At 40.2% G+C, this 13,974-nt stretch carries 14 protein-coding genes and 2 pseudogenes; 2 read left to right on the top strand and 14 right to left on the bottom strand.

Annotation, left to right across the window (positions count from 1 at the left end):
* Position 1 precedes the first annotated feature (1 nt).
* The 4 genes and pseudogenes from HMPREF3263_RS08430 to HMPREF3263_RS08415 form a co-directional block, all read right to left on the bottom strand.
* Positions 2–178 (bottom strand): annotated as a pseudogene (locus tag HMPREF3263_RS08430) (N-acetylmuramoyl-L-alanine amidase); the annotation flags it as partial.
* Between the two features lie 76 nt (positions 179–254).
* Positions 255–1,409: a hypothetical protein gene (locus HMPREF3263_RS08425; protein WP_005697648.1), complete on the bottom strand. Its 1,155-nt coding sequence runs from the start codon at positions 1,407–1,409 to the stop codon at positions 255–257.
* Positions 1,406–2,503 (bottom strand): nucleoid-associated protein, encoded by a 1,098-nt coding sequence (locus HMPREF3263_RS08420; protein WP_005697626.1) that lies wholly within the window; start codon positions 2,501–2,503, stop codon positions 1,406–1,408. Before HMPREF3263_RS08420 ends, HMPREF3263_RS08425 begins: the two co-directional genes overlap by 4 nt.
* Before the next feature lie 33 nt (positions 2,504–2,536).
* The gene (locus tag HMPREF3263_RS08415) at positions 2,537–2,902 is read right to left on the bottom strand and encodes a transcriptional regulator (protein ID WP_005697664.1); all 366 of its coding nucleotides are present in this window, start codon (positions 2,900–2,902) and stop codon (positions 2,537–2,539) included.
* A 139-nt stretch (positions 2,903–3,041) separates the two neighbouring features.
* On the opposite strand from HMPREF3263_RS08415, the gene HMPREF3263_RS08410 reads away from it, so the two are divergent.
* Positions 3,042–3,248 (top strand): hypothetical protein, encoded by a 207-nt coding sequence (locus HMPREF3263_RS08410; protein ID WP_032803998.1) that lies wholly within the window; start codon positions 3,042–3,044, stop codon positions 3,246–3,248.
* 113 nt (positions 3,249–3,361) lie between these two features.
* On the opposite strand, the gene HMPREF3263_RS10765 is transcribed toward HMPREF3263_RS08410, so the two are convergent.
* Positions 3,362–3,529: a hypothetical protein gene (locus tag HMPREF3263_RS10765; RefSeq protein ID WP_005697606.1), complete on the bottom strand. Its 168-nt coding sequence runs from the start codon at positions 3,527–3,529 to the stop codon at positions 3,362–3,364.
* An 18-nt stretch (positions 3,530–3,547) separates the two neighbouring features.
* Between HMPREF3263_RS10765 and HMPREF3263_RS10630 the strand changes: the two are divergent.
* A pseudogene (locus tag HMPREF3263_RS10630) lies at positions 3,548–3,700 on the top strand (Mor transcription activator family protein); the annotation flags it as partial.
* Between the two features lie 199 nt (positions 3,701–3,899).
* Here HMPREF3263_RS10630 and fdhF read toward each other — a convergent pair.
* From fdhF to HMPREF3263_RS08360, 9 genes are all read right to left on the bottom strand, one after another.
* Positions 3,900–6,053 (bottom strand): formate dehydrogenase subunit alpha, encoded by a 2,154-nt coding sequence (gene fdhF, locus HMPREF3263_RS08405; protein WP_083327602.1) that lies wholly within the window; start codon positions 6,051–6,053, stop codon positions 3,900–3,902.
* Positions 6,054–6,234: 181 nt separating this feature from the next.
* Positions 6,235–6,693, bottom strand: a complete 459-nt coding sequence (gene hycI / locus HMPREF3263_RS08395; protein WP_005696264.1) for a hydrogenase maturation peptidase HycI — start codon at positions 6,691–6,693, stop codon at positions 6,235–6,237.
* Positions 6,683–7,090 (bottom strand): formate hydrogenlyase maturation HycH family protein, encoded by a 408-nt coding sequence (locus HMPREF3263_RS08390; protein WP_070853201.1) that lies wholly within the window; start codon positions 7,088–7,090, stop codon positions 6,683–6,685. Before HMPREF3263_RS08390 ends, hycI begins: the two co-directional genes overlap by 11 nt.
* A 47-nt stretch (positions 7,091–7,137) precedes the next feature.
* Positions 7,138–7,914, bottom strand: coding sequence for an NADH-quinone oxidoreductase subunit B family protein (locus tag HMPREF3263_RS08385; protein ID WP_070853200.1), 777 nt, complete (start codon positions 7,912–7,914; stop codon positions 7,138–7,140).
* The gene (locus HMPREF3263_RS08380; protein WP_049367960.1) at positions 7,911–8,558 is read right to left on the bottom strand and encodes a formate hydrogenlyase complex iron-sulfur subunit; all 648 of its coding nucleotides are present in this window, start codon (positions 8,556–8,558) and stop codon (positions 7,911–7,913) included. Before HMPREF3263_RS08380 ends, HMPREF3263_RS08385 begins: the two co-directional genes overlap by 4 nt.
* 12 nt (positions 8,559–8,570) lie before the next feature.
* On the bottom strand, positions 8,571–10,301 hold the full coding sequence (locus HMPREF3263_RS08375) for a hydrogenase large subunit (RefSeq protein WP_049365604.1): 1,731 nt from the start codon (positions 10,299–10,301) through the stop codon (positions 8,571–8,573).
* 20 nt (positions 10,302–10,321) lie between these two features.
* Positions 10,322–11,860, bottom strand: coding sequence for a hydrogenase 4 subunit F (locus HMPREF3263_RS08370; RefSeq protein ID WP_070853199.1), 1,539 nt, complete (start codon positions 11,858–11,860; stop codon positions 10,322–10,324).
* 4 nt (positions 11,861–11,864) lie between these two features.
* A complete protein-coding gene (gene hyfE, locus HMPREF3263_RS08365; RefSeq protein ID WP_005697594.1) occupies positions 11,865–12,503 on the bottom strand; it encodes a hydrogenase 4 membrane subunit in 639 nt (212 codons plus the stop codon).
* Positions 12,504–12,518: 15 nt separating this feature from the next.
* Positions 12,519–13,964, bottom strand: a complete 1,446-nt coding sequence (locus HMPREF3263_RS08360; RefSeq protein WP_070853198.1) for a hydrogenase 4 subunit D — start codon at positions 13,962–13,964, stop codon at positions 12,519–12,521.
* Between the last annotated feature and the right edge of the window lie 10 nt (positions 13,965–13,974).

Raw genomic sequence — 13,974 nt, 5'->3', positions numbered from 1 at the left:
AGCCGATGTGTTGTAAGTGTGGATTGAATTGCTTGTAATTGCCTGCTAAACGCTGAAAGCCACGCTGTTTGTGCCAGTCGTCGATACGTTGTGCAGCGGTTTGAGTGGTGGTGCGTAGTGGCTTGCCGTTCTGGGTGGCAGAACGGTGAATCACGATTTTGTTGATGGGGTAAGGCATAAAAAACTCCTACTAACTTTTTATAAATTGGTTTAAAAATTAATAGGAGTTTAAGTGTGATAGGAAAAAGTAGCTTTTAAACTGATTTACTAAAAGTGATAGCAACCAAGTAACCTAGTAGACCTGATGCATACCAAAATGCTGAAAGAATAATGAACCATAATAAATAAGTTAATCGCTTTTGATTTTTTATTTGTTCTAACACTGCAGTTTTAGTCATTTGCCAATCTTGATTTTTTAATTTCTTAGGTAGCTTACTTTCAAATAAATCAAACTCTTTCTCAATATATAAAAGATGATTATTCTGATTGAAAAGTACAGCAGCACAAAGCACCGCATAAACCATCAAAGAGATAACTCCCACCCATTGAGTTTCCAATTTTGCAAAATTAAATACTGCAGCGGCAATAGGTAATCCTAGAACCTGTGTGCTTGATTTTCCTAGTGCCTCATTGATACGCACAGTAAATTTTGAAGCTCTCTCTTCAATTTTTTTAACAAATTTACTATAAGAAAAATCTTCAAGATAGAGATCATATTGCGTATGCGTTTGATTGCTAATATTTACAATATCCGTAAGTAAATCACAAACATCATGTTGAATCCGACCTTCTTTTTCGGTTAAGTAATCAGTTAAAGCCGTTGAAAAGGCATTTTTCTTAGAATGAAAATGTTCATCTTCACTATTACCACCTAAAAATCCACAAATTTTATTAATGGCTTGAATTTGTACTTCAGATAAGTCACGCACAAGCTGAACAAAAGAATGGCTATTTTGAGCTTTTAATGAAAGTTCAGAAGGTTTTTTGCTAAAAAATACGACTATATTGTTAGTTGAATAGAAACGATTTTTGTCTGCCAATAATTGCAACAATTTTGCCAGTGTTTGTAAATTTTCTTGCGAAATTTGCATTGTTGATGCTTGGGATAGCCACCACTGATGTTCGACTACATCATCGAAACTCGGATTGAGCCACCATTCCCGTTTCTTATCAAAATAGCTTTCATAACTCGCATAACCTAAGCCATCTTGCAATCTTGGCGTTAGCTTAAAACTGGTTTTTTTGTTAATGCTTAATGTTTCACTCTCTAATTCAAATTCTCCACTCGTATCATCCCAATTTCGTAATGCTACAATATCCTCTTGTTTTTTAGGCGTAACAAAGCCTGTCAGGTTATTTTTACTGACAGACATTTCAGTTACTAAACTAAAAAACTCAGTTAAGATCATTGTAATAAGCTCTCGTAACGTTGAGTGATTTGATCAAATTCTTTTTGATCTAGTTCTATTTGCAAGTATTTTTTATCATTACTTTCATCTTTAATAACAAAAATACTTTCCCCTAATTGCCCCATATCCCCTTTAATGAGAATACCTTTATTGGAAAGAGATAAATCAAATTTTTCGTAAGGTTTCAATTTGCTTGAATCTACTTTGAAAGATGAATCCAGTACAATATTGTTTTCCTTGCGGTAATCACAGAATTTAGGTTGGGTATCTAAACCGTGAGTAGTTAATGCACTATCAAGCAAGGCATCAATATCATCTTCAATATGCACTGACTCACCGCGTTCAAATTTATTACGCAATAATGTTACCACATCTGTCTCTACTTTATGACGAATTTTCGGATCATTAAACACTGAAGCGGTATAATTTTTAATATTTTTAAGCAATGTCGAGGTTATTTTGCCGTTATCAATTCGTTCACCAACAGGGATAAAGTCTTGAATATAATCAGGCAATTTACTATTGCCACGCTGAATCCATTGAATGTAGTAGCTCTCTGGTTGCTCATCATTTGGTAGCGCATAATGTGCCGCCATTTGCGTTAAATTAATTTTTATCCCTACCTTTAAGGCATCATTATCAATCACGCTAGTATCTGAAAACTCGCCTTGCGCATCGATATTAATATACTTATTCAGACTAATCAGTGAAATCAGTAAATAGTCGGTATTATCTACACAATAGAACACTATTGGGACATACTCGCCAGTTGTGGCTGCTTTTTGTGTGACAAAATAGTAGAGTCCTTGAGCAATATCTTTGGATAGTTGTAAATAATCAATTTGCCCAGTTTTCGTAAAGTAGCTGTCAGCAAGCACCTTAGAGAGTGTATGCTGAATACCAAAACCACCACTTATAGAACTATTCTTACCTGTTTTTTGCAGCTGCTGTTCGGCGTAGTCAACAAAGGTTGTTAAGTGTGTATTACTTGTGGAATGTAATTGCTGTTGTAATTGTAATGACGCAGCCGCCGCAGGTGTATTTTGGGCTTTTTTAATTTGATGAATGATGCCCGCTTGAATTTGAACTGTCATATCATTGACTCCTTCTTTTGTATTAAATATTTTCTACGCTACCTTACGAGTCGTAGGTGCCGCCGTCACCGCCAAAGCACTTGCGGTTTTCTCTATGGCTTCTTTGCCTTGCTCGTTGCTTTCGCGATAGTCTTCGAGCAGGGTTTGTTCTGATGGTGTAAGTGCATTATTCGGAATTTTTCCGATAAAAATATCTCCGACTCCTGCAATAATCCAATTAGAATTCACATTAAACTTGGTAATTAGCTCAAACATCAAGTCATCAGGCAGTTTTTGCTTACCTCTAATAACATCACTTAAGCGTGAAACGGTCGTTTTTTCTAAAGTCTCTGTAAATTTTTCTGCACTTGAATAACCTAATTCTTTCTGTAATTGCTTAATTCTTGCCCCAATAGTCATATTTTTAGCCTTTTATCGGAAATAACCTGAAAATAATTTAGATTTTCAGAAATTTCACTTGTTATTTCGGAATTATTCCGCCTAACTTTACCACATCAACACAAACGAACCATAAAGCAACAGAAAGAAGGAGGAGTTTATGTTCAGCCGTTTATTGATTTATTTTTTGAAAAAGTCGGGCTTAACCGCGGTAATTAAGAAAGCGATAGCGGAGCCGCCACTTTCTCCTGTAGAGATTGAATTGATTGCAACAAGGGCTATTCTGCGTGAGCGATCCCAGCAGTTGTCCGAGCTCTTACGGCAAGATAAGAAGCCAGATAATCCGCCCACTGCTGACGGGCATTAGGTTCTAACGTTGCAGCCAGCATTTCTAAGGCGATTTAGTGGGTTTTCAGTTGTACTTGTAATGCCGCCAATTCTTTTTTTAATTCGGCAATTTGATTTTCCATTTTTTGTTCCTTAGCAAATAAAAATTGATTGCCATAATTTACCACAAAACAACACGGAGAAGAAATGACAAACAAGGTATTTCATCTCTTCCACCACCTCACAGCGTTGCACCACTTCACGCACTTCTGTGTTGCGTTCAGAAAGTTTCAACTTCAACTCAGGCTGACCAATCAACACAATTGAAATTAGCTTTTTAAAAAGCAAATTTTCAATGAGTTCACCGGCAATAACCTCGCATACCTTGCTAAGAAGTATGGTTTATCTTTGCAATGGATCTACAAAATCGTCAAACGTGTGCAGAAAGAAGAAATTGCCAAACGGCAGTTTGATATGTTCGCTCGATCCTAAAAACAAACCCAGTGACCGTAAAAAGTCGCTGGGTTTTCTTTTTCGCTATGTGTAACTCTGTTTCATTCCACTTTTCTCATTTCTTCCCACTTCATCCAAAATTTTCCCATTTATGTTGGATTATGTGTGAGGGTTATGTTGAGTGGATTTAAAAACGGGCGAACCATTAAGTTCGCCCGTAATTCATTTATGACGCTAATCAAGCCACAAGTGCGGTTTCTTTTAAGCGATTTTTTAATTTTGCGTATTCAGTGACCACATAGCGTTCAGCCCAGGCTTGGTCTTCGATTTTCTCAATACGAACCGCGCTGTATTTGTATTCCGGTGTTCTAGAACCCGGGTTCAAATGTTCAGCGGTTAATTCGTTACATTTACCGATCCACCATTGATAGGTCATATAACAAGCACCTTTGTTGGTACGAGTGCTCACATCTGCGCGAGAAATCACTTTACCACGCGGAGAAGCAATCCAAACCAAGTCGTTGTTTTTAATGCCTAATTCTTTGGCATCTTGATCGTTCATTTGTACGAATCCCGGCTCATCTGCAAGTGCAGCTAGAGCGCGGCAGTTACCGGTCATTGAACGGCAAGAATAGTGACCGACTTCACGCACGGTAGAAAGTACCAATGGGAACTCTTCAGAAAGATCTTCCATCGGTGGCTCCCAGTCACAGGCGAAGAACTCAGCTTTGCCGTTCGGACGGTCGAAGATTTGGCCTTTATACAAGTATGTTGTACCTTGATCTTCAGGGCCTTCATCAGTACATGGCCATTGGATATAACCCAAGCCTTCCATTTTTTCGTAAGTTGCCCCTTTATAAATTGGACAAAGCGAACGAAGTTCATCCCAAATTTCTTTGGTATTGTTATAGTGCATTGGGTAGCCCATTGCTGTAGCAAGTTCGCTAATGATTACCCAGTCATCCTTGACGTTGCCGGTTGGTTCAACGGCTTTATAGAAACGTTGGAAACCACGGTCAGCAGCACTATATACACCTTCATGTTCAGCACAAGAAGTCGCAGGTAATAAAATATCTGCTTCTGCGGCTGTTTGAGTCATGAAAATATCTTGAACAATAAGAAGTTCCACTTTCTCGAAGGCTTTTTTAACCGCATTAATATCAGGCTCAGTTTGTAGTGTATCTTCACCCATGATATAGAACGCTTTAATCTTATCTTCCATGATAGCTTCAGGTACTTCACTCAACGGCACACCTGGTTTGGTTGGAATAGATGGCACGCCCCAAGCTTTCGCAAATTTTGCATTAATCTCTGGATTAGCAAAACTTTGATAGCCAGGTAATGTGTTGAATAACGCACCCATATCGCATGCACCCTGTACGTTGTTTTGACCACGTACTGGGTTCACCCCAACATTTGGTTTACCTAAGTTACCGGTAAGCATTGCCAAGCTTGCTAATGCACGTACGGTTTCTACACCTTGACGGAATTGGCAAACACCCATACCCCATAAGATAGTAGCCGTTTCCGCTTTTGCATAAGTGCGGGCAATTTCACGCAACATTTCAGGTTTAATACCTGTGATATGCTGAGTGGATTCCGGTGTATAAGCTTTCACGGTTTCATAGAACGCATCGAAGTTTTCGGTGTGTTCATCAATAAATTTTTGATCTTGTAACCCTTCTTCCAAAATCACATTCATCATCGCATTCAAGAATGCTACGTTAGACCCGTTAGCAAGCGGCGCATAAATATCCGCAATACGGGCTGTTTCGATTTTACGAGGGTCACAAACAATGATTTTCGCCCCTTTTGCTTTGGCGTGGTTAATCCGACGCGCCACAATAGGGTGTGAAGTGGAGGCATTATAGCCAAAAATGAATACGCATTTGGTATCTTCAATCTCAACAATTGAGTTGGACATTGCGCCGTTACCGACCGATTTGAGCAGACCTGTTACAGAAGGGCCGTGTCACACGCGCGCACAACAGTCAATGTTGTTATTTCCTAATACCGCACGGGCGAATTTTTGCATAACGAAGTTCACTTCGTTACCTGGTCCACGGGAAGAACCCGTTACCATAATCGATTCGTTACCGTACTTTTCTTTGATTTCACTGAGACGTCTTGCTGTGTAAGAAATTGCTTCTTCCCAGCTCACTGGTGTGAATGGTTCGCCACGTTTGTAGCGGATCATCGGTTGAGTTAGGCGAGGAGTCAGGATTTTTGTATCATGCACAAAATCCCAGCCATAATATCCTTTTAGGCATAACTCCCCTTCGTTTGTCTTGCCGTTTGCACCTTCAGCTCCCACAATTTTGTTGTTTTCCACCAAAAGATGGATTTTACAACCTGAGGCACAATACGGACATACGGTAATTACTTTTTTAATAGCCATAGTAACGTCCTTATTTTAGTACAACACGAGGTTAGAGATAGAATTAGAATAATTAATTCTGGGTATATATTACACCCAAAATCAGTTCATAGTCTTACAAAAAACATGGATTTATTGATATAAAACAGGTTTTCGTAATATTTTTAAATATGTTTAGAAAATCACCCTCACTTTTTTACAAAACAGGAATCTCTTCAAGCGATCTTCCCTCTTTTAAAAAATCATACATAAATTGCACAGACTCTTTTACGCTTTCTGTCATCGGAAAACCAAAGGAAACCAGATCAGGCTGAAGCCCCACAAAAACAATTTGTTTAATATCTTGTTCCAGTTGCTCGATGAGGTAATTGAGCGGCATATTATGCGTACTCATGAAAAACATTTCCGCAATGCTCTCTTTTTCAATGATTCGGATTTTACCGGGCGCTAATTCCATATCAGCCGCATCGAAAATTAAAAGCAAATCTGGTTTCATGTCTCGCACGATATGGGCAACATTTTCCGGTGCTGAACCACCATCAAGTGCGGTCCAATTTGGCAATGGATTTTCACTCAATAATTGATAGAGATAAGGTCCTGCGCCATCATCACCCATCATGCTGTTGCCAACGGTTAAGATCACATTATTCGTCACGTCGTTTCACCATAATATACATCACTGGTTCACGCTGAATAGACGCCAGCGTATCCATTAAAATTTCGACCCACTCTTGATGTTGTGGTGTGAAATTAGCTTTGTTTTCGTCCATCGCTTTTGCCAATAAATTTACATGGCTTGAATCAATCACGATTTCACCGAATCGCATTAAACCCGCAAATTTACGTTTCGCATCGCCTTCCGGAAAGCTCTCGACAAAACGTTGATAGTCGCCATAGTCGCAAATCAATAATTTTTTAAAGCAATCAATTACGCCCACATGGTGACCAATCGCCAAAGAATAATACATCACTTGTTTTGCTTGCTCTGGCACCTGTTCATCGTTTTCGACGAAACGTTCGTTTAATAAATAGAAAAAGACTTGAGTTGTCATAACATTCCCATTTTGTAGAGGGGCAACAAGGTTGCCACCACGATTAATTATCCCGAAAACGGCATACTAATAGCATGCAGACGATTAACGATTTCGCTTAAACGCGGATCGGCTTCTCGCTCTAGGTATTCACCTAAACGCACCCCAAATGGTACGTTATCATTTTCTGTCATCATTGCCATAAATTGGTTAGCGATGTTGCCACCTTGACGATAACCGGCAAGACGACGTGCTTCACGTTCAAGACTAATACGCAAATCCAACGGAATAGTTGGGAAACGTAATTTAGCTTCTGCGTTAGGATCAGCTTTTTCTTGTTTACCTTTGAGCTTTTGATCAAGCAAGCCAAGTGCTACCGCGAATCCATAAATTGTCGCTGCAGGGGTCGGAGGACAGCCAGGGATGTACACATCGATTGGTACGATTTGATCACTCCCCCCCCAAACACAATAAAGATCATGGAAAATACCGCCACCACAACCGCAAGCACCGTAAGAAATACAGATTTTAGGATCGGGCGCAGCTTGGTAAGCACGCATTGCTGGCGTACGCATCGCACGGGTAACCGCACCAGTGAATAATAAAATGTCCGCGTGACGAGGTGAAGCCACCACTTTAATACCAAAACGTTCCGCATCGAATGTTGGCGTAATGGTACTGAAAATTTCGATTTCACACCCATTACAACCGCCACAGTCCACACGATAAACGTAAGCTGAACGTTGAATATCTTTCAGTAACGTTTGTTTCATTTTGGCAATATTTTCATCAATACTAAACGGTGTTGATATGCCATTGACCGGCATTGGAATTTGTGTGTTCATCGTCTTTCGCCTCCTGCTAAAACGTTAGGTAAATCAACCGCACTTTGTTCTCGTTGCTCGAGCGCTTTTTTAAAATTCAAGCGAACAGGCTCTTTAAAGTCGATTAATTTCATCCGCATATTGGATTCCATATTCGCGGTTTTTTCTAAGCTGTGCTGACGTTTACAAACCGGACAAGTATGCAACTCCGCCAATTTTTGTTTCACTAATTCAGGTTTATCCAAAGTTTGTTTAAATAAATCAATGGTGTAATTCAATTCTTTATAAGAAATAAACGGTTTACCACATTCCTGACAAGTTACTGTAGCAAAGGTTGTTTCTTGGAAAAGATCCTGTTTATTGGTCACTGAGAGTTCAAAATCTTGTGACAAGCGAATAGCTTTGGTTGGACAAACCTCTTCACAACGACCACAGAAAATACAACGACCAAGAAATAACGACCATGTACGTTCACCTGTAACTGGATCAGTTCGCATGGTTAACGCATTGGCTGGACAGGCAATTGTACAAGCCGCACAGACAATACATTGATCTGAATTGAGTTCCGGTTTTCCTCTAAAATCATCATCGACTTCATAAGGTTTGAACGGATATTTGGTGGTAACATCACCTGCTTTAAATACCGTTTTTAGTAATTTAAACATTTTCCGCCTCCCCTATTTCAATGGTGAATTTTTACGTTCAATACCGTAGCGTTCAATTTCTTTATAATCCACGGTTTTGGCTTTGCGTTTACGCACATCTACCACAGTGACACGGTCGGTACAAGAATAGCAAGGGTCAAGACTACCAATAATAAGTGGTGCATCAGACACTGTATTGCCACGCAACATGTAGCGTAAGGTTGGCCAGTTAGCATAAGTGGCAGCACGACAACGCCAACGGAAAAGTTTTTGGTTGTCGCCTAGCATTGACCAGTGAATATCTTCGCCACGTGGAGCTTCGGTAATCCCTAAAGCAAAACGTCCAGGCGTATAATTAAAACCTTCTTTTAAGATTTCACCACTTGGCAAATTATCCACCATGTAATCAATGATATTCATGGATTCAAATACTTCATTAATCCGCACTTTCACGCGGGATAACACGTCGCCATTTGCTTCAGTGAAGAGATTGAAAGGGATATCGCCATAACCAGAGAATGGATGTACTTTACGCACATCACGCGCAAAGCCAGAACCACGGATCATTGGTCCTACCGGACTGAAATCACGAGCGATATCTTTTGCCAAGACACCAACGCCTACCGTACGTTGTTCCATATTCGGTGTATTTAATAAAATATCGGTTAAGGTTTTGAGTTCTTCACGCATTTCCCCGATAAGTTTGATACATTGCTCACGTTGATGTTTCAACATATCGCGACGCACACCACCGATAAGGTTAATACCATAGGTTTTACGTGCCCCAGTTAGCACTTCAGCCAAGGTCATGGATTTCTCACGAACACGGAAGAATTGCATAAAGCCGGTATCAAAGCCGGTAAAGTGGCTAGATAGACCTAAGTTTAATAAGTGGCTGTGTAAACGTTCTACTTCTAACAAAATCGCACGGATCCATTCAGCGCGTTTTGGAATTTGAATCCCCAAAGCGCTTTCTACGGAATTAGCATAGGCCACACTGTGAGTGAAACCGCAAATCCCACACACACGGTCGGCAAGGAAGTTGACTTGGTCGTAATCCATGCGAGTTTCTGCCAATTTTTCCATACCACGGTGTACATAGAACAAACGATAATCCGCATCAATGATGTCTTCCCCATCCACGAACAAACGGAAGTGTCCAGGTTCATCCGAAGTGATATGTAACGGGCCAAGTGGAACGATACGTGCCTCGCCTTTTTCGTTAATAAATTCGTATGTTTCTGTCGCCGTTGTCGGATCAGGACGTAAACGATAGTCCATGGAGTCTTTACGTAATGGATAAAGATCGTCCGGCCAATCATCTGGCAACACTAAGCGGCGTTGGTCAGGTAAACCAACGGCTTTCAAACCATACATATCGAATAATTCACGTTCGCCCCAAACAGCCGCTTTGACTTTTGGTGTCACAGACGGAAATTCTAAGCTCACAGGATCAACTAAGGCTTTAATAGTGATAAAAGTTTTCACTTCCCCTTCCATGGAAAGCACGTAGTACACCGCATAATTGCCGTGGATTGAGCGTTCATCATTCCCGAATACTAAAGGCAACCAACCTTCATGTTGATAATAAAGGTATTCAACAACATCAGGTAGCATATTGGTTTTAATGGTAAGCGTAACCTGATTTGGTGTTGACCACTCCTCATCCAAAATGGTATTTGGAAATTTTGCATTGACTGCTTCAATGTAATTCTTGCCAATCATTTTGGCTGGATCGACTGATGTATTTTTAGTTAATTCCATATATTTATCCCTCCTGTCGATCATTGCGCTAAACTTTGCCAAGGTAAAACTAACATTTCACCAAAGGATACTTGTTCAGATCCGAGTACAATTCCGACCGCACTTTTTAATAACTGCAAAATTGGTTCGGCAATATGAATACCCATAATAAACATGAATAACAATAAAATTGCCATCGCCACGAGTGAAACTTTGTTCACATCCCCCACTTCAACATTATCCGGTTGTTTGCCTAATACAGTTTTTAATACCATTAAAGACAATCCAGCTAACACGATAGTGAGTAAAATTAAACAGAACACCATTAACCAAGTTTTACCTGCGTAAATACCGGCAACCGCAATACTGAATTCACTGACGAACACGTTAAATGGTGGAATACCACCTAGTGCTAATGCACCACCGGCAAATAACACCGCTGTCATTGGTGCCACACGCCATAAACCACGTACTTGGTTCATATCACGGGTTTTGTATTTCAATAAAATGTTACCAGAAGCACAGAACAGCAAGGTTTTCGCCAAGCTATGGTTAATGGTATGTAGTAACCCAGCAAATACGCCTATTGGGCCCCCTAAACCAAAAGCGAAGCTAATTAACCCCATATTTTCAATACTGGAGTATGCCAATAAGCGTTTGATGTCGAATTGAACGATAATAAACAAGGCCGCAACCAATACAGAAAGTAAACCGAATACCAATAATAAGGTTTGCGGGTATGTAGAACCGACTGCTTTAGAAACTAAGATGTAATAGCGCAATACTACCAACATGGCACAGTTCAATAATACCGCTGATAAAATCGCACTCACTGGACTTGGTGCCTCACTGTGCGCATCAGATAACCAAGTATGCATTGGAAATAGACCGCACTTAGTACCGAAACCAACCAAAATGAAGGCAAAAGCGAGATACATAAGCATCGGATTCAAACCCGCTGCCTGTTGATTGATTTCTGTCCAGAAAATGGCTTGGCTAGGATCCGCTAAAAGATTCGTACCATTAGAGAACGTTAAAATTGTGCCATACAATCCAAACGCCACCCCAACTGAACAAATAATGATGTATTTCCATGCGGCTTCAAGAGAAGTTTTTTGTTTATATGTGCCAACCAAGAACGCAGAACTTAATGTAGTTGCCTCAATGGCTGCCCACATCAAAATCACATTATTGGTGATCACAGAAATAATCATAGTGAAGAAAAACAAATGCAAAAAGCCGTAATAATTGCAATATGTTTTCAAATCAAGATGGCCTTCTCGATATTCAGTACCGATATAGCCGATAGAATAAATACCGGCTAAAGTCCCAACAATAGCGATAAGACCTAAGAAAATAGCAGATAGACTATCGATGTAAATCCAGTTATTTAATGCACTGATTTCCCCCTGAGTCAGCACACCATTAATAATTTGTAAGGTGAATGCCAACATCAAAATCAAACCTGTAACATGAAGTGCGGTACAAATTGTCCGTGTTTTTGTCACGCCACAAGCGAAACTGGCAAGTGATATTGCTAAAGGTGCGATTAATAACGCAATTATCCATTGTTCATACATAGCGTTACCCCTTCAAACTCATAAGTTGTTTTGCATCTAATGAGTGGAATGTACGGTAAATTTTGTTTACCAATACCACCATTATGATGACGGCAAAGATAGCATCTGTGGCAATTCCGATTTCCACTAACTCAGGTGCTTTATTTGCCAATAAGGCTAATGTGAGATGAGAACCGTTTTCCATCAAACAATAACCGAATACTTGTTTTACGATATTGCGTTGACTGACAATACACACTAAGCCCAATAAGAAGTGACTTAATGACACCGACAATGCCGGTTTAAGATGGGCAACCAACGGTAAATCGATTGGGACAACGACAAAGTAGCACAATGTCACTATCACTGCTGTGATCGGGATCAACCAAGCGACATTTATTCCAGCTGGAGTTTGACTTTCATCAACTTTTTTCATCGCATAGATTAAAATCGCGGGTACCAAAACCACTTTGGTAATAAATGCGCTAATTGACCACATGTAAAGTTCATGGGCTTGCATTTCATTAGCTAGATATACGAACAGTAATACCAACACCAACGATTGCAAACTGTAAAACAATGCAGCTTTTTTGGCGGTTCGAACCATAATTACGCAAAGAGAGGTAATAATGAGTAAACACGCAAGTCCATTTATCATTAACATAGAGTCCTCCTTAACCTAACTCGCCAAACCTAGCCAATATGCTGCAATGAAGCTAGAGCATACAGACATCACCATGAGAATCACTAATACGATACTCATTGAAAATGTAATTGGTTGTGCTTCTGCGACAGCTTCTGATGGTTTACCGATGACGCATTGGCCGAATTTATACAACAACCATACGAATGTCGCGGTAGATTCAACTAAAGCAAGTACCATCAACCAAGTGATCCAACCGTATTCTTGGCCTAATTCAAATCCAGCTGCGAATAGAGGATATTTACTGAAGAATCCGTTAAACGGTGGTACCCCGGCAATCGCTAACGCGGCCACACCAAATCCAGCTCCTACCACTGGCATTGTACGCATAATACCTTGTAGTAATGGCATAGAACGGGTTCCTGTTGCATAGCTTAACGAACCAGCAACCAAGAAGAATAAGCTTTTCGCGAAAGCATGGTTAAAGATGTAGCTAATCGCTGCCACAAAGGCCAATTTAGAGCCTAATGCGGCAAGAGAAATCCCAATGAAAATATAAGAAAGTTGGGTAATGGTTGAATATGCCAATAAACGTTTTAAGTCAGTTTGTGGCAAGTACATCAAGAAGCCGTAAATTAAGGTAATCATCGCCATGATGATGCCGACTTCACCCACAATATGTGGAATCTCACCAGCAGATATAACAGAGCGAGCGAAAATATAGACCCCAACTTTTACCATTGATGCGGCGTGCAAATACGCACTCACCGGTGTTGGTGCTTCCATCGCATTCGGCAACCAAATTTGCATTGGTAATTGCGCTGATTTACCCCATGCAGCAAACATCACACCGAATAATACGATTGTTTTCGCACTCGGATCTAAATGTTCTAACGCAGTGATAGAGAAAGTACCTGATTGGCTGAACAAATAGGCTGCGGCAATATATAACCCGATTGCCCCCACGTGGGTAATAATCAAGGCTTTCATTGCGGCGGCTTGGGCTTTTGGTGTTTGGTAATAACTGATTAATGCCCAAGAACATCCCCCAGTAATTTCGAAGAACAATAATTGTCCTGCTAAAGTTGAGGAATACACTAAGCCCGCCATGGCACCGATAAAAATAAGCAAGAAGGCATAAAAACGTGGTAACCCGTTATGTGGGTGTTCACGGTTTTTATCGGTTAAATAACCGCAAGAATATAGGCAGATTAAGAAACCTAAGGTCACAACGGCAAAAGCAATTAATGTACTGACTGCATCAAGAGTTACACCAAAGATCGCAGTTTTATCAAAAGCGACAATGTCATAAGTGACGCTTTGATGACCATTGGCAAACCATTGTCCGGCGACTAACATTGTTCCTAACGTAGCAAGCGCAGCAAATACTGTAGCAATTTGAGCAAAGTGTTTTTTGTTCAAACCAACAATAAACGCCCCGACGAAAGGTAAAATGATTGTAATCAGAGCTAAACGTTCCATATTTATCCTC

Source organism: Haemophilus sp. HMSC61B11 (assembly GCF_001838615.1).
GTDB lineage: Bacteria > Pseudomonadota > Gammaproteobacteria > Enterobacterales > Pasteurellaceae > Haemophilus_D > Haemophilus_D parainfluenzae_AD.
Note: the sequence above shows the minus strand (reverse complement) of the source record. Positions and strands in the feature narration are given on the sequence as shown.